The 18,218-nt window shown below is 69.7% G+C and carries 19 protein-coding genes; 10 read left to right on the forward strand and 9 right to left on the reverse strand.

Going from position 1 to position 18,218, the window contains the following annotated elements; genetic code table 11:
- The first annotated feature begins 8 nt into the window (after positions 1-8).
- Positions 9-1,127: an AI-2E family transporter gene (locus tag ACFWHU_RS14375; RefSeq protein ID WP_387225053.1), complete on the forward strand. Its 1,119-nt coding sequence runs from the start codon at positions 9-11 to the stop codon at positions 1,125-1,127.
- An 81-nt stretch (positions 1,128-1,208) separates the two neighbouring features.
- Here the strand turns inward: ACFWHU_RS14375 and ACFWHU_RS14380 are convergent, their stop codons facing one another.
- Positions 1,209-3,356, reverse strand: coding sequence for a SpoIIE family protein phosphatase (locus tag ACFWHU_RS14380; protein WP_387225054.1), 2,148 nt, complete (start codon positions 3,354-3,356; stop codon positions 1,209-1,211).
- Between the two features lie 179 nt (positions 3,357-3,535).
- Between ACFWHU_RS14380 and aspS the strand changes: the two genes are divergently transcribed.
- The 4 genes from aspS to ACFWHU_RS14400 all read left to right on the forward strand — a co-directional run bounded on the left by aspS (position 3,536) and on the right by ACFWHU_RS14400 (position 7,618).
- Entirely contained in the window at positions 3,536-5,299 is a 1,764-nt protein-coding gene (gene aspS, locus ACFWHU_RS14385; protein ID WP_385792072.1) for an aspartate--tRNA ligase, read from the forward strand.
- Positions 5,300-5,455: 156 nt separating this feature from the next.
- Positions 5,456-5,986, forward strand: a complete 531-nt coding sequence (locus tag ACFWHU_RS14390; protein WP_385792073.1) for a SigE family RNA polymerase sigma factor — start codon at positions 5,456-5,458, stop codon at positions 5,984-5,986.
- Positions 5,983-6,816, forward strand: coding sequence for a hypothetical protein (locus ACFWHU_RS14395; RefSeq protein WP_387225055.1), 834 nt, complete (start codon positions 5,983-5,985; stop codon positions 6,814-6,816). The genes ACFWHU_RS14390 and ACFWHU_RS14395 overlap by 4 nt, the downstream gene beginning before the upstream one ends.
- Before the next feature lie 10 nt (positions 6,817-6,826).
- Entirely contained in the window at positions 6,827-7,618 is a 792-nt protein-coding gene (locus ACFWHU_RS14400; RefSeq protein WP_385792075.1) for a L,D-transpeptidase family protein, read from the forward strand.
- Between the two features lie 109 nt (positions 7,619-7,727).
- Here ACFWHU_RS14400 and metG read toward each other — a convergent pair whose 3' ends face one another.
- Entirely contained in the window at positions 7,728-9,341 is a 1,614-nt protein-coding gene (gene metG, locus ACFWHU_RS14405) for a methionine--tRNA ligase (protein ID WP_385792076.1), read from the reverse strand.
- A gap of 165 nt (positions 9,342-9,506) precedes the next feature.
- Between metG and ACFWHU_RS14410 the strand changes: the two genes are divergently transcribed.
- Both ACFWHU_RS14410 and ACFWHU_RS14415 read left to right on the forward strand, forming a co-directional pair.
- Positions 9,507-10,166 carry a response regulator transcription factor gene (locus ACFWHU_RS14410; protein WP_385792077.1) on the forward strand — a complete coding sequence of 220 codons (660 nt, stop codon included), beginning with the start codon at positions 9,507-9,509 and terminating at the stop codon, positions 10,164-10,166.
- Positions 10,163-11,302, forward strand: coding sequence for an ATP-binding protein (locus ACFWHU_RS14415; RefSeq protein ID WP_385792078.1), 1,140 nt, complete (start codon positions 10,163-10,165; stop codon positions 11,300-11,302). The genes ACFWHU_RS14410 and ACFWHU_RS14415 overlap by 4 nt, the downstream gene beginning before the upstream one ends.
- A gap of 30 nt (positions 11,303-11,332) precedes the next feature.
- On the opposite strand, the gene ACFWHU_RS14420 is transcribed toward ACFWHU_RS14415, so the two are convergent.
- The 4 genes from ACFWHU_RS14420 to ACFWHU_RS14435 all read right to left on the reverse strand — a co-directional run bounded on the left by ACFWHU_RS14420 (position 11,333) and on the right by ACFWHU_RS14435 (position 14,801).
- Positions 11,333-11,875 carry a hypothetical protein gene (locus tag ACFWHU_RS14420; protein WP_387225056.1) on the reverse strand — a complete coding sequence of 181 codons (543 nt, stop codon included), beginning with the start codon at positions 11,873-11,875 and terminating at the stop codon, positions 11,333-11,335.
- Positions 11,876-11,928: 53 nt separating this feature from the next.
- Positions 11,929-13,737 (reverse strand): alpha/beta hydrolase, encoded by a 1,809-nt coding sequence (locus ACFWHU_RS14425; RefSeq protein WP_387225057.1) that lies wholly within the window; start codon positions 13,735-13,737, stop codon positions 11,929-11,931.
- 9 nt (positions 13,738-13,746) lie between these two features.
- Positions 13,747-14,202, reverse strand: a complete 456-nt coding sequence (locus ACFWHU_RS14430; protein WP_387225058.1) for a hypothetical protein — start codon at positions 14,200-14,202, stop codon at positions 13,747-13,749.
- A gap of 104 nt (positions 14,203-14,306) precedes the next feature.
- The gene (locus tag ACFWHU_RS14435; RefSeq protein WP_387225059.1) at positions 14,307-14,801 is read right to left on the reverse strand and encodes an HIT family protein; all 495 of its coding nucleotides are present in this window, start codon (positions 14,799-14,801) and stop codon (positions 14,307-14,309) included.
- A 113-nt stretch (positions 14,802-14,914) separates the two neighbouring features.
- Here ACFWHU_RS14435 and ACFWHU_RS14440 point away from each other — a divergent pair, with 113 nt between their 5' ends.
- Entirely contained in the window at positions 14,915-16,279 is a 1,365-nt protein-coding gene (locus ACFWHU_RS14440) for a hypothetical protein (RefSeq protein WP_385792083.1), read from the forward strand.
- A 6-nt stretch (positions 16,280-16,285) separates the two neighbouring features.
- Here the strand turns inward: ACFWHU_RS14440 and ACFWHU_RS14445 are convergent, their stop codons facing one another.
- The 3 genes from ACFWHU_RS14445 to ACFWHU_RS14455 are packed head-to-tail and all read right to left on the reverse strand — an operon-like array spanning position 16,286 to position 17,627.
- Positions 16,286-16,576, reverse strand: a complete 291-nt coding sequence (locus tag ACFWHU_RS14445; protein WP_387225060.1) for a MazG nucleotide pyrophosphohydrolase domain-containing protein — start codon at positions 16,574-16,576, stop codon at positions 16,286-16,288.
- 35 nt (positions 16,577-16,611) lie between these two features.
- Positions 16,612-16,803 (reverse strand): DUF397 domain-containing protein, encoded by a 192-nt coding sequence (locus ACFWHU_RS14450; protein WP_387225061.1) that lies wholly within the window; start codon positions 16,801-16,803, stop codon positions 16,612-16,614.
- Entirely contained in the window at positions 16,782-17,627 is an 846-nt protein-coding gene (locus ACFWHU_RS14455) for a helix-turn-helix domain-containing protein (RefSeq protein ID WP_387225062.1), read from the reverse strand. The genes ACFWHU_RS14450 and ACFWHU_RS14455 overlap by 22 nt, the downstream gene beginning before the upstream one ends.
- A 121-nt stretch (positions 17,628-17,748) precedes the next feature.
- Between ACFWHU_RS14455 and ACFWHU_RS14460 the strand changes: the two genes are divergently transcribed.
- Complete coding sequence (locus tag ACFWHU_RS14460; RefSeq protein WP_385792087.1) at positions 17,749-17,934, forward strand: hypothetical protein; 186 nt, start codon at positions 17,749-17,751, stop codon at positions 17,932-17,934.
- Between the two features lie 35 nt (positions 17,935-17,969).
- Positions 17,970-18,218, forward strand: coding sequence for a hypothetical protein (locus ACFWHU_RS14465; RefSeq protein ID WP_387225063.1), 249 nt, complete (start codon positions 17,970-17,972; stop codon positions 18,216-18,218).

An 18,218-nucleotide genomic window follows, 5' to 3' on the forward strand; every position in this document is an offset into this window, starting at 1 on the left:
GTGGGCGGATGGAGAACTCGCGTGGGGGCACGCCGGGGAGCAAGCCCGCGAGTACGTCCGCGAGTAGGCCCGTGAGTACGTCCGGGCCGCTGCCGCCGGAGGTCTGGCGGGTGGGTGCGTGGTGTGCCGTTCTGCTGCTCGTCTCCGGGGTCGTCGGGGTCGGGGTGTGGATCGTCGTCACGTTCAAGACCGCCGTGACCCCCGTCCTGCTCGCCATTCTCGGAACGGCGCTGCTCCATCCGCTCCACCGGCGGCTCGTCGCCATGAAGATGCCGAAGTCCCTGGCCGCCGGGCTGACCTGCCTGGCGGTGGTCGCCGTCGTCGGCGGGGCGACGTACATCGTGGTAAGCGCGCTGATCGAGACCGGCGACCAGATCGTCTCCTCGCTGAAGCAGGCCGGGCGGGATCTGAGCAAGCACCTGGGGGCCGCTGGGACGTCCCTGGACGATGTCGCGTCGAACGCGAAGAACCTGCTCGGCAAGTTCGGCGGGACCGCGGCGTCCGGCGTGATCACCGGGCTCAGTGTCGTCGGCGAGCTGATCGCCACGGCGGTTCTCGCACTGCTGCTGATCTTCTTCTTCCTCAAGGACTCCGACCGGGTCGCCGGCGCGCTGCGCTCCGTCGCTCCGCGCCGTACCGGCGACATCGTCGAGGCGATGGCGCGGCGCGCGTACGGGGCGGTCGAGGGGTTCATGCGCGGCACGACGTTCATCGCGCTGATCGACGCGACCTGCATCACCGTCGGCCTGCTGATCCTGCGCGTGCCGGGGGCCGTCGGGCTCGGGGCGCTGGTGTTCGTGGGGGCGTACATCCCGTACCTCGGCGCGTTCCTGTCCGGCGCGGTGGCGGTGCTCGTCGCGCTCGCCGACCGGGGGGCGGTGATCGCGCTGTGGGCGCTTGGGGTCGTACTGGCCGTACAGGTGCTGGAGGGGCATGTGCTTCAGCCGATGATCCAGAGCCGTACGGTGCAGATGCATCCGGCGGTGGTGATGCTGGCGATCACGGCGGGGGCGAGTGTGGCGGGGATCCTGGGGATGTTGTTGGCGGTGCCGCTGACGGCGGCGGCGTTCGGGGTGGTGGCGGAGGTTCGGGGCCGGTACGAGTCGGGTGGGGCGGGGGTGTCGTGACCGGGCCCGCCCGGTGGGCCGGTTCGTCCTCAATCGCCGGACGGGCTGGATGTGCCCGCCGGGAGCTGGGAACGGCTGGGGTTACTTCGGAGGCAGGGGGGTGGGGGGCTCCTCGTAGATTTCGAACCAGATCGATTTGCCCTCTCCCCGTGGGTCCACCCCCCACGCGTCCGCCAGCATCTCCATCAGCAGCAGGCCGCGGCCGCTCGATGCCAGTTCGCCGGGGCGGCGTCTGTGGGGCAGTTCGTCGCTCGCGTCCGCGACCTCCACCCGGAGGCGGCGCTTGCCCCGGTCCCCCGCCGCCTCCGCGATCAGCACCGCGTCGCCGTCCGTGTGGACCAGTACGTTTGTCGCCATCTCCGAGAGCATCAGCACCGCCGAGTCGACCTGCTCCTCGTCCGCCCAGTCGTGCAGCAGGTCCCGCAGCTGGCGTCGCGCGTCCGCGACCTGTTCCGGCTCCGCCTGGGCGATGGTCAGCACCGTACGGCGCGGGGGCCGCCGGGCCGGTGAGCTGTGGCGGGAGAGCAGCAGCAGCGCGATGTCGTCCTCGCGGCGGTCGGCGAGCGGGCCCGTCGTGTAGTGCGAACCGGGGCCGTGGACGGCCTCGACCAGCGCGTCGGCGAGCTTCTCCAGCGACGTGCCCGTGGTGTTCTCCAGTACGGGCCGCAGCCGCGTCCAGCCGCTCAGCATGTCGTGCCCGCCGGTCTCGATCAGCCCGTCGGTGCAGAGCATCAGGGTGTCGCCGGGCTCCAGGACCACCCGCGTCGTCGGGTAGTTCGAGTCCGCCTCGATGCCGAGCGGCAGCCCGCCCGCCGTCTGCCGGATCAGGGCCGTGCCGTCCGCCGAGCGGATCACCGGGTCCGGGTGCCCGGCCCGTGCGATGTCGAGCGTGCCGGAGTCCGGGTCGACCTCCATGTACAGGCACGTCGCGAAGCGCGGCACGGTGTAGTCGGAGTCCTCCCCCTCGTCGCTCTGGTCGGGGTGCGTGGGTCCCTGCGCGGTCGAGAACTCGTACATGCCGTGCAGGAAGCGCGAGGCACGGGACAGTACGGCGTCGGGCCGGTGCCCCTCGGCCGCGTACGCGCGCAGCGCGATCCGCAGCTGCCCCATCAGACCCGCCGCCCGCACGTCGTGCCCCTGCACGTCCCCGATGACCAGCGCCACCTTGGTCCCGCCGGGCAGCGGGATGATGTCGTACCAGTCGCCGCCCACCTGGAGCCCGCCACCGGTCGGCACGTAGCGCGCGGCGACGCTCATGTTGGGGATGTCCGGCCCCAGCGTCGGCATCATCGAGCGCTGGAGCCCCAGCGACAGCTCGCGCTCGGTCTCGGTGACCTCGGCGCGCGCCAGCGCCTGCGCGAGCATCCTGGCGACCGTCGTCAGCACGGACCGCTCGTCGGGCGTGAACGTCACCTGGTGTTTGAAGCCCGCCATCCAGGCGCCCATGGTGCGCCCGGCGACGACGAGCGGCACGAACGCCCACGACTGGCGCTCGAACCCCTGTACGAGCGGCCAGGTGGCGGGGTAGCGGTCCTGGTACTCCTTGGGCGTCGCCAGATAGATCGCCCGGCCGGTCCGTACGACCTCGGCCGCCGGGTAGTCCGTGCTCACGGACATGTCGGTGAAGGGCCCCTCCGCACCGTCCTCGTGCCCGTGGTGCCCGATGATCGTCAGCCGTTCGCCCTCGACGCCGAAGACGGCGAGCCCGTCGGGGGAGAACCCCGGCATCGACAGCGACGCCGCGACCCGCAGCACCTCGGCGGTGGAGCGCGCCTCGGCGAGCGCGCGGCCGGCGTCGAGCAGGAACGCCTCGCGGGAGCGCCGCCAGTCGCCGGCGACGGGGCTGCGGCCGGTCAGCGCGCCCGCGTGCGGATGGACGATCTCCTGGACCGTGCCGACCAGCTCGTAGTCCTCGCCGAACTCCCGCTCCGTCGCCAGCGGCTTCGAGCGGGACCTGATGGTGCGGATGACCTGCCCGTCCTCGCCCACGACCCGGACATGGGCCTCGGCGAGCGTCCCCTCGGCGACGGCGAGGCGCACGATGCCGTAGGTCTCGTTCCAGTCGACCGGATGCAGGCGTGCGCGCATGGCCGCCTCGCTGAGGACCGTGGGCTCGGCGGGCAGCCCGAACAGCCGAGCCGCCTCCGCGTCGAGGGTGACGAGCCCGGCCGCGTTGTCCCAGCGCCACAGACCGGTCGCGATCGCGGCCAGTACATCCTCGGTGCGCATTGCACCACTTTAGACAGGTACGGGCGGTGAGTGCGGTGTCAAGGAGGCGTGCGGGTGGCCGGGGGTGTGAACGAGCACCGGGCAAATGCGGGGGAGGCGGCACCGGCCCTGCCGGTAACCTGGTGCGGGCCAAGCACGGCCAGGCACACCCACGAAACGCTAAGACTGGATGAACGACGATGCATCGGTACAGGTCACACACCTGCGGCGAGCTCCGCGCCTCTGACGTCTCCACCGACGTCCGGCTGAGCGGCTGGCTGCACAATCGTCGGGACCTGGGCGGCATCCTCTTCATCGATCTCCGCGACCACTACGGTCTCGTCCAGCTCGTCGCCCGTCCGGGCACCCCCGCCAACGAGGAGCTGTCGAAGCTCACCAAGGAGACCGTCGTCCGTATCGACGGCAAGGTCTCCGCCCGTGGCGCGGACAACGTGAACCCGGACCTGCCGACCGGCGAGATCGAGATCGAGGTCACCGAGGTCGAGGTGCTCGGCGCCGCCGGACCGCTGCCGTTCACGATCAACACCGACGACGGTGTCAACGAGGAGCGGCGGCTCGAGTACCGCTTCCTCGACCTGCGCCGCGAGCGCATGCACCGCAACATCCTGCTGCGCACGGCCGTCATCTCCGCCATCCGGCACAAGATGACCGCCCTGGGCTTCAACGAGATGGCGACCCCGATCCTGGCGGCCACCTCCCCCGAGGGCGCCCGCGACTTCGTGGTCCCCTCCCGGCTGAACCCCGGCAAGTTCTACGCGCTGCCGCAGGCCCCGCAGCAGTTCAAGCAGCTGCTGATGATCTCCGGCTTCGACCGCTACTTCCAGATCGCGCCCTGCTTCCGCGACGAGGACGCCCGCGCCGACCGGTCGCCCGGCGAGTTCTACCAGCTCGACGTGGAGATGTCCTTCGTCGAGCAGGAGGACGTCTTCCGGCCGATCGAGAAGATGATGACCGAGCTGTTCACCGAGTTCGGCGGCGGACGAGAGGTCACGTCCCCCTTCCCGCGCATCCCGTTCCGCGAGTCGATGCTCAAGTACGGCAACGACAAGCCCGACCTGCGGGCCAAGCTGGAACTGGTCGACATCTCCGACGTCTTCGAGGGCTCCGAGTTCAAGGCGTTCGCGGGCAAGCACGTGCGCGCGCTGCCGGTGCCGGACACGGCGGGCCAGTCGCGGAAGTTCTTCGACGGCCTCGGTGACTACGCCGTCGAGCACGGCGCCAAGGGGCTGGCCTGGGTGCGGGTCGGCGAGGACGGCTCGCTGGCCGGCCCGATCGCCAAGTTCCTCACCGAGGACAACGTCAAGGTCCTCACCGAGCGCCTGTCGCTCGTCCCCGGCCACGCGATCTTCTTCGGCGCGGGCGAGTTCGACGAGGTCTCGAAGATCATGAGCGCGGTCCGCGTCGAGGCGGCCAAGCGGTCCGGAAACTTCGAGGAGGGCGTGTTCCGGTTCTGCTGGGTCGTCGACTTCCCGATGTACGAGAAGGACGAGGAGACCGGCAAGATCGACTTCTCGCACAACCCGTTCTCCATGCCGCAGGGCGGACTCGAGGACCTGGAGACCAAGGACCCGCTGGACATCCTGGCGTGGCAGTACGACATCGTCTGCAACGGCATCGAGCTGTCGTCGGGCGCGATCAGGAACCACCAGCCGGACGTGATGCTCAAGGCGTTCGAGATCGCGGGCTACGAGCGCGAGACCGTCGAGCAGGAGTTCGCGGGCATGCTGCGCGCGTTCCGCCTCGGCGCCCCGCCGCACGGCGGCATCGCGCCGGGCGTCGACCGCATCGTGATGCTGCTCGCGGACGAGCCCAACATCCGCGAGACGATCGCCTTCCCGCTCAACGGCAACGCGCAGGACCTGATGATGGGCGCGCCGAGCGTGCTGGACGAGACGCGCCTGCGGGAGCTCAACATCCAGCTCCGCAAGCCGGTCGCGAAGTAGCCGTCCGCAATTGCGGTCAGGGGGCCCGGAACCGTACGGTTCCGGGCCCTTCGCCGTGTCTTCGTGGCGTCTTCCTGCCATCGGGCAACCTGATGAGGTTCCCGGCGCGTTGACCGGTCGTGGACGACCGAACGGATTGGCGAGGGCGACGAGACGATGGACCCCGGCGACCGCGAACGCGACCCCGATCGCGACGGCGACTTCGAGGCGTTCGTCGCCGCCCGTGGGCCCCGACTGCTCCGGGTGGCCTGGCTGTTGACGGGCGACGCGCACCTGGCCGAGGACCTGCTCCAGACGACCCTCGCCAAGGTGTGGCCCAAGTGGCACCGGATCTCGGGGGAGCGGCCGGAGGCGTATGTACGCAAGGCGCTGGTCCATACGCATGCCTCGTGGTGGCGTCGGCGCTGGCGCGGCGAGGTGCCGCACGGCGAAGTCCCGGACGCGGTGGGCTCGTTCGACGCGTACGAGAGCGTGGATCTGGAGCAGTCGCTGGCGGCGGCGGTGCGGTCGCTGCCGATCGGTCAGCGGGCCGTCGTCGTGCTGCGCTTCTTCGAGGACCTGAGCGTCGAGGACACGGCGGCGACGCTGGGCTGCGCGCCGGGCACGGTCAAGAGCCAGTCGGCCAAGGCGCTGCGTACGTTGCGGGCGGTGCTGCCGGTGTCGGCGGAGGCGGGTGAGCGGGGGTGAGCGCAGTGTCCGACGACGAGCACGAGCGGGAGCGTTCGCGGGACCAGCAGCAGGAGCAGGAGGAGGAGCTGCGGGTTCTGCTGGAGCGTGCCGTGCCCCGGCTGCCCGCCCCCGAGGAGCGGCTGCGTCGCGTACGGGAGCGGGCCGGCCGCAGCCGCCGGCGCCGCCGCGTCGCCAGGACCGCGGTGGTGGCGGTGACGGGTCTTGTCGTGGCCGGTACGTTCCTGCCCGGATTCCTGCGCGGTGACCCGGGCGAGGGGGCTCCACCGGCGAGCCCGGCCCCGACGGTCACGGCCGACGGCGCCACGGGTGTCCGTGCGGTTCGCTTCCCCGACCTGCGCGATCTCACCTTGCGGCTGCCGACGGGCTGGCAGGCGCTCGCGGTCCCCGGCGACCCGGCGCACGCGACCGACCCCCGCGGGTTCGTCGCCGACCACCGGGTGCCCACCATCGCCTCGACCTGCGGGGACGGGCAGCGGAGCGGCTGCGATCCGTTCCGGGCGCTGCGGCCGGGGGGCGTACTCGTCTCGCTGGACCTGAGGAAGTTCACCGGGCTGCACACGAAGGTGCGGGACCCGGCGGAGCTGTACGCGCTGGACGAGCCATCACCGCTCTGCCGCAAGCTCAAGGGCACCCAGGAGTACGGCGCCCTGCTGGCCGGGCCCGACCCGGGCGCCGACATCGGCATCCAAGTCAGTGTCTGTGTCGCCGGGGCGGGCGCCGGTTCCCCGATCCTCGACGACGTACGCGCCATGATCGCCGGTGCGAAGTATCCCGCCCTCGGGGCGGACCGGGAGCCGAGCAAGGCGCCGCCGGCTTATGCGAATTGAAAGGTCTTACATGTCTTACCGCTCAGGGCCGCACGGGGTGGCCGCTGTTGTGCTCGCCGCCGGTCTGCTGCTCAGCGGCTGCGCGGGTGGGTCCGGGGGAGAAGGCGGGTCGTCCGTCCCGCGGACGGTGAACGACAAGGGTGGTGGTCAGGGCCGGGCCGTGCCGGGCCCGCTGGCGGAGGAGCAGACCGAGGCGCGCGTCGTGCGGCCGAGGGAGATCCCGTCGCTCGGCCCGAAGACCCGGTCGCAGATCCCCGAGGAGAGCCGTCAGGCGGTCGTGGTGACCGGGGACGCGCCGGACTCCAACCGCGCCGTGCTGGTCCTCTACGAGCGTGACCCGGTGGAGGGGTGGCGGTCCGTCTCGGACCCGTGGCCGGCGCACAACGCCCTGAAGGGCTGGACCGACGACCACCGGCAGGGCGACCTCCGGAGCCCGATCGGGGTCTTCGGCCTGACGGACGCGGGTGGGCGGCTGCCCGACCCGGGGACGAAGCTTCCGTACGACCGGGGCCCGGCCTTCACGCTCGGCGGCGTCGGCTTCGAGGGCGAGCCGCTGGCGGGGTCCTTCGACCACGTGGTCGCCATCAACTACAACCGGCAGCCGGGCACCACGCCGCTGGACTGGACGCGTCCGCTGGGCGAGGGCAAGGGCGGCGGGATCTGGATCCATGTGGACCACGGAGGGCCGACGCAGGGCTGTGTCTCGCTGCGGATGGGTCGTATGAAGGAGCTGCTGCGGTGGCTGGACCCGGGGAAGGTCCCCCAGGTGGTGATGGGGGACGTGTCCTCGCTGGGCCGGTAGGGGTTGACCGGTCCGCCCCGCCCGTCCTCAATCACCGGCCGAGCTTGATTCGCCGGACGGGCCGCATTTGTAGCCCGTCCGGCGATTGAGGACAGCCGAGCCGGAAGACCTACGCGGGCTTCTCCTCCAGGCGCGGGAACAGCACCGCGCCCTTCGTTACCGTCGTGCCCGCCGGGAGGAGGCCCCACGTGCCCGCGTCCTGGACCCGCTGGTCCGCCAGCGCGCCCAGCACGGCGTCCGCGCCCAGCGAATCCCACAGCTTCTGCGACGTCTCCGGCATCACCGGGTTCAGCAGCACGGCCACCCCGCGCAGCGCCTCCGCCGCCGTGTACAGGATCGTCGCGAGTGCCGCCTGGCCGTCCGGGGACGTGTCCTTCGCGACCTTCCAGGGCTCCTGCTCCGTGATGTAGCCGTTGACCTGCTTCACGAAGTCGAAGATCGCCAGGATCCCGCCCTGGAAGTCCAGCTCCTCGCCGATCTTCCGGTCGGCCTCGGTGACCGCCTTCGCCAGCCCGTCGCGCACGGCCTGCTCGGCGACCCCGCCGGACGTGGTCTCCGGCAGCGTGCCGCCGTAGTACTTGCCGACCATCGCCGCGACGCGCGAGGCGAGGTTGCCGTAGTCGTTGGCCAGCTCCGAGGTGTACCGGGCGGAGAAGTCCTCCCAGGAGAACGAACCGTCCTGGCCGAACGCGATCGCCCGCAGGAAGTACCAGCGGTAGGCGTCCACACCGAAGTGCGAGGTCAGGTCCTGCGGCTTGATGCCGGTCAGGTTCGACTTGGACATCTTCTCGCCGCCGACCATCAGCCAGCCGTTCGCGGCGATCTTCCCGGGCAGCGGCAGCCCCTGCGCCAGCAGCATCGCGGGCCAGATGATCGCGTGGAAGCGCAGGATGTCCTTGCCGACGAGGTGTACGTCGGCGGGGAAGGTCTCCTCGAACTTCGCCGGGTTCTCGTTGTAGCCGACGGCCGTCGCGTAGTTCAGGAGCGCGTCGATCCACACGTAGATCACGTGCTTCTGGTCCCACGGCACCGGCACGCCCCAGTCGAACGTCGACCGGGAGATGGACAGGTCCTGGAGGCCCTGCTTGACGAAGTTCACGACCTCGTTGCGCGCCGACTCCGGCTGGATGAAGCCGGGGTTGGCCTCGTAGTGCGCGAGGAGCCTGGGGCCGTACTCGCTGAGCTTGAAGAAGTAGTTCTCCTCCTTGAGGATCTCCACCGGCGTCTTGTGGATCGCGCAGATCTTCAGACCCGCGAACTCACCTTCGCCGTCAAGCAGTTCGCCCGGGAGCTTGTACTCCTCGCAGCCCACGCAGTACGGGCCCTCGTAGCCGCCCTTGTAGATCTCGTCCTTGTCGAACAGGTCCTGCACGAACTCCTGGACGCGGTCGGTGTGCCGCTTCTCCGTCGTGCGGATGAAATCGTCGTGTCGGATGTTCAGGTGGTCCCAGAGAGGCCGCCACGCCTCGTCGACGAGCTTGTCCGCCCACTCCTGCGGGGTGACACCGTTCGCCTCGGCCGTGCGCATGATCTTCTGACCGTGCTCGTCCGTGCCGGTGAGGTACCACACCTTCTCGCCCCGCTGGCGGTGCCAGCGGGTGAGGACGTCGCCTGCGACGGTCGTGTAGGCGTGGCCCAGGTGAGGAGCGTCGTTGACGTAGTAAATGGGGGTGGTGACGTAGTACGCCCGCCCACCCTGCTCTTCGGATCCAGTGGCGGCCATGGTCGAAATCCTAACGGCCCGGCGCAGGTCCCTTCACCCCGGTTAAACCTGAGATTGTGCTTAAAGAGTGTGGATTCGACACAACCTATGACCCCGTTTAACGCATCTTAAGAAGGAGACACGAAAACGGATCGGGATCGGGCGGGTCGGGGCGGAAGGATCATCATGCGGGTGCTGGTCGCCGAGGACGAGGAAATCCTGGCCGAGCTGATCGCCACGGGGCTGCGGCGGGCCGGTTTCGCCGTCGACACCGTCTACAGCGGAGACGCCGCCCTGGCCTATCTCGGACTGCACGACTACGACGTCGTCGTGCTCGACCGCGACCTCCCCCGCGTCCACGGCGACGACGTCGCGCGCAAGCTCGTCGCGGAGGAGTCCCGCACCCGGATCCTGATGCTGACGGCGTCCACCTCCATGGAGGAGCGCGTGAATGGGCTCGACCTGGGCGCGGACGACTACCTCGGCAAGCCGTTCGAGTTTCCGGAGCTGGTCTCGCGGGTCCGGGCGCTGCGGCGGCGCAGCGCGCGGGCGTTACCGCCGACGCTGGAGCGCCGCGGCGTGCGGCTCGACACCGTGGGACGTACGGCGGTCCGTGACGGACTGGCCCTCGATCTCTCGGTGAAGGAGCTGACCGTCCTCCAGATACTTCTGGAGGCGGACGGCAAGGCGGTGACGGCGGAGCAGTTGCTGGAGCGGGCGTGGGACGCGCAGACGGACCCCTTCTCCGGTGTCGTACGCGTCTGTGTGGGGCGGCTCGGCGAGAAGCTGGGCGACCCGGCGCTGATCCGCACGGTGGATGTGGACGGAGGGGGTTACGTGCTGTGACAGGAGCGATCAGAAAGCGGATCGCCCTCGTCTACGGCGCGGTCTTCCTCGTCCTCGGCGGCTGTCTGCTCACCGTCGTCTACCTGCTCTCCAGCGCCGGTACGGAGACGGAGGCCGCCGAGATCGCGGCCCGCGTCGTACCGGCGTATCCGCCGTCGTCGGGCAACGGCTACTACCTCACCGACGAGGGTGACCTCGCGCCCGTCACGGTCTACCAGCTCACCGACAACGTGAGCGACGCCGCGTCGGACGAGCTGATGTTCTGGTCGGTGGGCGCGCTGGTGGTGACCGCGCTGTGCGCGGTCGGCGTCGGCTGGTGGACGGCGGGGCGCGTGCTGCGGCCCGTCCACGCCATGACCGCGAAGGCGCGGCTGCTGTCGGAGCACAACCTCCACGAGCGGATCGGGTCCACCGGCCCGAACGACGAGCTGAAGGAGCTGGGCGACACCCTCGACGAGCTGCTGGGCCGGCTCCAGACGGCCTTCGACAGCCAGCGCCGTTTCATCGCGAACGCCTCGCACGAGCTGCGTACGCCGCTGGCCACGCAGCGCACGGCGATACAGGTCGGCCTCGCGGGCGCCAACTCGCCGGAGGAGCTGGCCCGTACGAAGCAGATGCTGCTCGACAACAACCGGCGCAGCGAACGGCTCATCGAGGGGCTGCTGGTCCTGGCGCGCAGCGAGCGGCAGGTCGAGGACCAGGAGGAGATCCGGTGGGGCGAGCTGGTGACGGAGGAGACGGCGCGGCACGGTCTGACGGTGACGGTGTCGGAGCCCGGCGGCGTACGGGGCAACCGGGCGCTGCTGGACCGGGTGGTCGGCAATCTGCTGGCCAACGCGCAGGCGTACGGGAAGGGCGAGGTGGACGTCTCGGTGTCGGGGACGGCCGTGACCGTACGGAACAACGGCCCGCGCATCGCCCCGGAGGAGATCGCGGCCTTCTTCGAACCGTTCCGCCGTGGCGAGGGCCGCGACCGGATGGGTCCGGGCGCGGGTCTCGGGCTCTCGATCGTCCGCTCGATCGTGACGGCGCACGGCGGCACGGTGACGGCGGAGCCGGGCGGGGAGAGTGGCGGGCTGTCGGTACGGGTGGAGCTGCCGGCGTCGGCGGGGTCGGTGGCGTCGGCGGGGCGCTGAGCGGGAGCCGGGGGGCCGGGGCCGGGGGCGTCAGAACCGGTTGACCGTCTCGCCGTCCGGCACCTGGTAGCAGCCGGAGACGACCATCAGGTTGAGGTTCGGCGATTCGTTCTTCGCGAAGTGCGCGATCTTGACGCTGTACTTCTTCTCGTCGTTGTCGGCCGTGAGGCTGAGATTCTTGTTCTTGCTCGTGTCCCGCCCGTACTCGGTGACTTCCCAGCCGTGCTCGGGCAGTTCGGTCTTGAGCCGCTCCATCACACCGTCGAGCTGGCCGGCCGACTCGGGAGTGAAGGTCCACGCGTGAAAGATCTGGAAGTACTTCTCCGGATCCTTGCCGTCGCACTCCCCGACGCCGGGTCCGGTGTCGGACGCCTTCCCCTTGACACCGATCAGGTCGTACAGCTCGCTGGAGACCTGCTCCGCCTTGTCGGCGGCGTCCTCCGAGTTGCTGGTGCCCGCGCTGGGCATGTCGTCGGAGTTGCCTGAGTCTTTGCTGTCGGTCATGCCGCATCCAGTGAGGGTCGTGAGGGCGAGGGACATGAGGAGCGCGGACGCGCCCAGCTTGATCTTCAAGTCGAGGAGCCTCGGTCGGTGGGAACGGGACATGCGCGGCGGGACCATTGTCCCTACCTCGTACGCCCCCAGCGGTCCGGCGGTGGCTTGAGCGTGGCGTCGTCCCCCTTGCCCGCCACGACCAGCCCCTGGTTGCGCAGACTCTCGGTGTTCTCCTTCCAGTAGTCGCTGTGGCCTTCGGTGTCCGTCTGCAACTGGTTGGCGCCGAAGCGTTCGTCGCTGGGAATGGTGAAAGCTCCGTTCCAGTCGGTTCCGCCGTGCCCGAAGCGTCCGATGTCCGGGACGACATCCCCGTCGGCCTCCTGGTTCCAGACGTGCCCCTTCGGGACGTCCATCTGGTCGGCGTTGCTCACCTGTACGCCGGGACTGCCGGCGAAGATCACGTCGTCCGCGTTCAGATCACCCTGCCGGGCCGCGGACCCGATGAGGGTCGTGCCGTACGAGTGGCCGATCGCCGTGCGGTGCGGGTCCGATTCGGCCGTACGCGAAGCGTCGAGGCCGTCGAGGAAGCGGTTGTAGGCCGGGGCTCCGTCATTGGCGTAGTGGCTGAACGGCGAGTCCTTGACGATGTCCTGCGGGGCGTCGTAGCCGAGCCAGGTGATCGTGGAGACCGAGCCGTTCTCGGCTCCGGCCGCCACTCGCCACACGTTCTCCATCCGGCCGATGTCGCCGCCGACACCGCCGAGATTCGACGTCGTACCCGGCACATAGACCGCCTGGTGGTCGGCTGTGTCCGGATTGCCGTTGGCCACGATCGCCCGGCCGTTGCCCTCCGGACTGAATCCGAGCAGGTACGCCTCGGGCAGACCTCTCTCACCGGTCCTGTCGAAACGGTCCTGGATGCTTCCCATGCCCTTGAGGGACTTGTTGAGCTGCTCGTACCGGTCCCCGTACTTGTTGTGCCACGCCATCCACTCGTCGGTGTGCACCTTGGACGGGTACGTACCGGCGGTGATCCATGTCCACTCGTTGGCGGGCGGTTTCGGCATGGAGTCCAGCTCCATCTGGAGCTGACCGCGCTTCTCCTCCAGGACGACGCGGTTCGCCTCGTCCCGCACCGTGGCGGGCAGCCCGTCGAGCGCCCCCACCGTGTCCGGCCGAAGCGCGAGCCACGCCGCCCGCTCCTCCGGGGTGAGCTTCTTCCACCACTCGGCGTTCGCCGCCGGGGTGCCGTCCTTCGGGGCCTGCGGCAGCGAGTCGAGATAGCCCTTGCCCGCCTCGCGGACACCGCCCATGTCCGACTGGGCGTCGGCCCAGTCCGCCTTGGAGACGGTCAGGTCGTCGTCGGCCTTCAACGCGCGCAGTTTCGGCGCCCACTTGGCGTCCGCGTCGGTGGCTTCCCTCAGCGCGTCGGCGATCCGGTTCGCGTACGCCATCGCCCTGCCGTAGTACGGGTTCGGGTGGATGCCCGCCGCCTGCCGCTCCAGGGCGTCGGACGTCGGGCTGCCCCCGGCGCTCCCGGACACCGTGCCGCCCGGCTCGTTCTTCTCCCCACCCGGCTTCTTTCCGGCGGGGTAGCTGACCGAACCGTCCTGCTGGACCGTGCAGTTGTCGGCTCGGGCGTCCTCGATCGCCGCGTCCAGCTTCCGCTTGGCCGCCGCCATGTCGAAGGCGAAGCCGTCGAGGGCGGTGCTCACCAGGCCGCACTCGGTCTGCGCGTAGTGGAAGTTCTTCGCCAGGCTCCGCAGCTCACGCAGGGCGGCCGCCGCCGCCTCGCCCTTCAGCTGGTTGGTCATGCCCGCGGTGATCCGGTTGTTGAGCGTGTCCTTGGCCGCACCGGCCATGTCACCGGTCGTCCGGTAGCCGTCGGCGGCCTCCTCGTACTCCGTCGGCCTGAAGCCCTTCAGCGTCGCGAGATCCATGACGGAGGATCACTTCTCCTTCGGATCCCGGCCGCCGACGGCCTCGGTGTCCGCGTACTTCACCTTGAGCCGGTCCAGGTCGGTGAGGACCGACTGGTCGGACTTCGCGAGGTCGTGGCCCGACTTCTCCAGCAGCCCGCCGAGTTCCCCGCAGCGGCTGCTCACATCGCCGACGTACTTCTTCCAGGAGTCGTACAACTCCTTCTGCGCGGCGGCACTCCGGCATCCGGCGGTGTCACCGAGCCCGGCCTGTCCGTTGTCCAGCGCAGTCAGCGCCTTGCCGATGTCCGCCTTCAGACCGGTGACGCCCTCGCCGGCCCTGACCCAGGCCTTCTTGTCGGACTTCAGATCCTCCGACGGTCCGCCGCCACCGCCTTGGTCGGCCGGACGCTGATTGAGCTGCATCTGGGTGGAACGGCCCTGCGCCGCATCGGCCTTGAGCCCTTCCCACTCGTCCCACGGCATCCGCGCGACCCTCCCCCGTTGGCCTGCTTCCCGGGCGGCCCCGGTCAGGGGCGCCATGATCTACGCCGTGGAGCCCCGAAATCAAGGACACACGTGCGCTGACTTCAGGACGGCTCGGTCCCCTCGCCGAGAGCCGCGCGCAAGCGGGACGCCAGGGCCGCCGTCTCCTCGGGGGGCGGGTCGAGGATCCCGTTCTCCGCCATGAGGGCGTGATACTGCTGCCGCTCCAGCGGCACACCCGGCGGCAGGGCCGCGATGTGCCAGTGCAGATGGGAGTTGGCCTGCTGGCTGCCGAGCGAGAGCAGATACGTACGCTCCGGCCGCAGCACACTCTCCACGGCTCGTGCCACGCGCCGTACGACCAGCACGAGCCGGGTGTACGCGGCCTCGTCCAAGTCCCGCACGACGTGCTCCACATGGGCCTTGGGCGCGACGAGTACCCGGCCGGGGAGAGTGGGCCACCGGTCGAGGAAGGCGATGTGGTCGGCGTCCTCGTAGACGGTCTCGTGCTGGTAGTCGGGATCCCCGCGGAGGAACGCGCAGACGAAGCAGGGGCCGTTGCGGGCGCGTTCTTCGTACGCGGCGAGATCCATTTCCATGGGCGGCAACCTTATTGCGTGAAGCAGTTGGGGACGGGGGAACCGTCGCGCCGGATTTCGCGTGGTGTCCAGACGTGCCTGTCCGCCGGTGGCGGGCGACCGAAGGGGGATCGGTGAGAGTTCGTGTGCGGGCGACGGTGTGCGTGGCGGTGTCGGCCTCGGTGGCCCTGGTCGCGTGCGGTCCGGAGAAGGAGAAGGAGTACACGGGAGCGGAGCCCTCGGAGGCGTCCGCGACCGCGGCGGCTCAGTTCGCGCCACTGGTGCGACTCCACGAGAAGGAGTCGCTGATGCCGATGGACGCGACGCGATTCATCGAGCGCTCGGTGCTGCGCTACGACCACGACGGCGGCTTCTGCCGTGACGAGCCGCCGGTGGCCGACCCGGTCGAGCCCCGGCTGCTGGGTGAGGGTGCCGGCGAGGACGGCTACCGGCACGCGGAAATCGAGCCGGGTAAACCCTCCTCGACGCCGGTGGGTTGCCCCGGACACCGGGACAAGCAGCTCGCCACGACCGATGAAAAGGCCAGGTTCTTTCTCGACCCGCCGGACGAGGTACGGAAGGGGGAGGGCACCGGCGCGCCGGTCTACTGGGAGTACCACAAGCACAAGACCGACCCGGCGCGGACGGCGTACGTGTACTGGTTCTTCTACCCCTACAACAGGCTGTCGGCTCTGGGCAACAAGCACGAGGGCGACTGGGAGCGCGTCGCGGTCCAGTTGCGCGACGGAAAGCCGGAGGCTACGACGTTCGCCAAGCACGGCAGCGATCCGTGCAGCGTGAAGTGGTCGGACCTGAACCCGAGCGACGGGCATCCGACGGTGTACTCGGCACTCGGTTCACACGCTTCGTACCCGACTGATGGAGTCCACGGGGTCGACCGGGCGTCGAAGAAGGGCCGTGAGTGGCGCACGTGGGAGAACGTCCGCCCCGTCAACGGTGAGCCCTGGGCGGGGTACGCCGGGTGGTGGGGTGCGCAGCCGCATGTGAAGGGGCACAACGGGCCGAGGGGCCCGTACCCGAAGCGTCTACTGCCGGGCATCTTCACGGACAAGCCTTGCGGGGGCGCGGACAAGCCGCCGGCGGATCCCCCGGCGGACCCGCCTGCTGAGCAGCCCGCGCCCAACTCGCCCAAGACGAAGGACGGCGCGATCAAGCGGTACGAGGAGTTCCTCCACGCCGTGGGCCGGGAGGACATCGACACGGTCTGCGAGGTGGCGGGGCCCGCGGCGAAGCAGGCGGAGGACCAGGGGTTCGGTCCGTGCGAGTCGACGTTCCGGATCACGTTCCAGATGATCCCGCCAGGGAAGAAGAAGGCTCTCCAGACGGCGACGGTCGATCCGGGGGGCGTGACCGAGACGGCCCCCGACAAGTTCGAGATCCCTGCCGAGGCGGTCAGGGCCTCGGTGACCTTCTCCGAGAGCGAGATCGGCAGCTCCACCATGGGGTACCTGAAGGACGAGTGGTACGTCGTCGACTGACCGGTCTCATTCCGCGCTCGGGGGCAGTTGGGCGCGGATCGAGGTGTCGAGTTCGTCCATGGTCCGCCGGAACGCGTGGTCGAGGTCCACGCCGTACCGGTGGGCGAGGATGAGTACGGACCAGAGGCAGTCGGCCAGTTCGTGTTCGAGGGCCGCCCGCCCGCCACCGGGGCGGGCGCCCTCCTCGGCCATGACGAGCTTCGCGAGATCGCCCACGTCCCCGACGAAGCCGAGCATGAACTCCTCGCGAGTCCACACCCGGCCACGCGCGTGCCGGTTCAACTCGTGGAGCTCCATGCGTGTTCAAGCCCTCCGTAGACGCTGTAGACGCATCAGACCGAGCGTACGAAGGCGGCCCAGGCGGTGGGGGTGAGGAGCAGGACGGGGCCGGTGGGGGTCTTGCTGTCGCGGACGGGGACGACGCCGGGGTGGCCGGGGGCGACCTCGACGCACTGACCGCCGTCGCCGTTGCTGTAGCTCGACTTACGCCACTGTGCCGTGCTCAGGTCGGGTCGGGGGCGCATGGTTTGTTGTCCTCCAGCAGTCGCTCGATGAACGCCACGGAATCCCGAGGCGACAGGGCCAAGTCCCTCAGTAGATCGTAGGACAGGCGGAGCTTCTCGACCTCTGACGGATCTTCGATCAACTGCCCCGAGTGGGCGTCTTCCGTGTAGGCGACGGCCTTGCCGTCCGGAAGCCAGAGGACAGTGACCGACGTGCCCAACAAGCCGTGTGGCCCCGCATCGAAAGGCAACACCTGAAGCGTGACGTTTGGCAACTGGCATGCGTCCAGGAGGTGTTCCAGTTGCTTCGTCCACTCGTCGGGTTCGCGGGTTTTCCGACGCAGCACGGACTCGTCCAGGATCGCGCGGAAGTGCGGAGCGTTTTCACGTCGCAGCAGCTCTTGTCGCCCCAGCCGCGCGGCGACGTCTTCGGACAGTTCGTTCTCATCGCGCGGTCGAGTGGCTTGGAACACCTCACGGGCGTAGCCCTCCGACTGGAGGAGACCGTGAATGGCGCCGACGGAATACGCGTACTGAACCGTCGCCTTCGCCTCCAGCTGCATGAACCGCTTGTACTTGTCCGCGAACGCGTCCTCCCGTGCCAACTGCCACAGCATCGACAACTGCTCACCCGTCCCGTACACCGCGCTCAGCGCCGCGATGACCTCCGGGGAGCCCACCCGCGCACCCGTTTCGAGCTTGTGCAGATACGCACGGTCATAAGTCGTCTCCTCGCCGAGCGTGGCCAACGACTTGCCCGACTCCTCGCGCAACCGTGCCAGTTCCTTCGCGAGCATCTGCCGTGCCGACGGCCTCTGACCTGCGTTCGACTTCCGTGCGCCCATGACAACTCCCCTGTGTCCCACGGCAACCCGGCCATGGCCAAGCCCTTTTGGACACGGCCGTATCTGCCGATTCTTGATGCACGGAACGTAATTGCGCAATGACGGAAGGTGCGTCCCTCACATGTTCGAACCTGACGCTCGAACGGCGTCCCGCGTCACCGCCGAGGTGGCCGAGCTGGATGCCGTCGTGCACGGCGGCGGCTTCTGGCGGCTCGTACCCGACTCCGTCCCCCGTGTGTACGCACCGGTGACACCTGAGCTGCTCCGGCGCGTTGAGCAAGGGCTGAAGCGGCGGGTCGCGGAGTGAGCGGCAGCGAGGCGCGGCGGTTTCTGTCCCGGTTGATGAGTGCGTTCGGTACGGATGGAGTGCTGGTGGTGCGGAAACTGGACAGCGGCAGCGGCAGCGGCAGCGACGGCGACGGCGACAACGACACGGCGCAGCTTCTCGGACCGGGTGCCGCGCTCGCGTGGCCCAAGTGCGAGTGCGGCAGCCCGAAGTGCCCGGACTACGTCACGCCCGCCCCGCCTCCGACCGGACTGAGCGCGCGTCTGGCGGAGCGCAACCAGCACAGCCGGCGGGGGCGGTTGTAG

This window comes from Streptomyces sp. NPDC060366 (assembly GCF_042725135.1).
Lineage (GTDB): Bacteria > Actinomycetota > Actinomycetes > Streptomycetales > Streptomycetaceae > Streptomyces.

Excerpts from the sequence above, each read along its gene's own strand:
- ACFWHU_RS14380 (WP_387225054.1), bottom strand. The coding sequence starts at position 3,356 with ATGCGCACCGAGGATGTACTGGCCGCGATCGCGACCGGTCTGTGGCGC.
- aspS (WP_385792072.1), top strand. The coding sequence starts at position 3,536 with ATGCATCGGTACAGGTCACACACCTGCGGCGAGCTCCGCGCCTCTGAC.
- ACFWHU_RS14400 (WP_385792075.1), top strand. The coding sequence starts at position 6,827 with ATGTCTTACCGCTCAGGGCCGCACGGGGTGGCCGCTGTTGTGCTCGCC.
- ACFWHU_RS14460 (WP_385792087.1), top strand. The coding sequence starts at position 17,749 with ATGTTCGAACCTGACGCTCGAACGGCGTCCCGCGTCACCGCCGAGGTG.
- ACFWHU_RS14425 (WP_387225057.1), bottom strand. The coding sequence starts at position 13,737 with ATGGATCTCGCGACGCTGAAGGGCTTCAGGCCGACGGAGTACGAGGAG.
- ACFWHU_RS14435 (WP_387225059.1), bottom strand. The coding sequence starts at position 14,801 with ATGGAAATGGATCTCGCCGCGTACGAAGAACGCGCCCGCAACGGCCCC.
- ACFWHU_RS14430 (WP_387225058.1), bottom strand. The coding sequence starts at position 14,202 with ATGCCGTGGGACGAGTGGGAAGGGCTCAAGGCCGATGCGGCGCAGGGC.
- metG (WP_385792076.1), bottom strand. The coding sequence starts at position 9,341 with ATGGCCGCCACTGGATCCGAAGAGCAGGGTGGGCGGGCGTACTACGTC.
- ACFWHU_RS14450 (WP_387225061.1), bottom strand. The coding sequence starts at position 16,803 with ATGCGCCCCCGACCCGACCTGAGCACGGCACAGTGGCGTAAGTCGAGC.
- ACFWHU_RS14390 (WP_385792073.1), top strand. The coding sequence starts at position 5,456 with ATGGACCCCGGCGACCGCGAACGCGACCCCGATCGCGACGGCGACTTC.
- ACFWHU_RS14375 (WP_387225053.1), top strand. The coding sequence starts at position 9 with ATGGAGAACTCGCGTGGGGGCACGCCGGGGAGCAAGCCCGCGAGTACG.
- ACFWHU_RS14445 (WP_387225060.1), bottom strand. The coding sequence starts at position 16,576 with ATGGAGCTCCACGAGTTGAACCGGCACGCGCGTGGCCGGGTGTGGACT.
- ACFWHU_RS14465 (WP_387225063.1), top strand. The coding sequence starts at position 17,970 with ATGAGTGCGTTCGGTACGGATGGAGTGCTGGTGGTGCGGAAACTGGAC.
- ACFWHU_RS14455 (WP_387225062.1), bottom strand. The coding sequence starts at position 17,627 with ATGGGCGCACGGAAGTCGAACGCAGGTCAGAGGCCGTCGGCACGGCAG.
- ACFWHU_RS14410 (WP_385792077.1), top strand. The coding sequence starts at position 9,507 with ATGCGGGTGCTGGTCGCCGAGGACGAGGAAATCCTGGCCGAGCTGATC.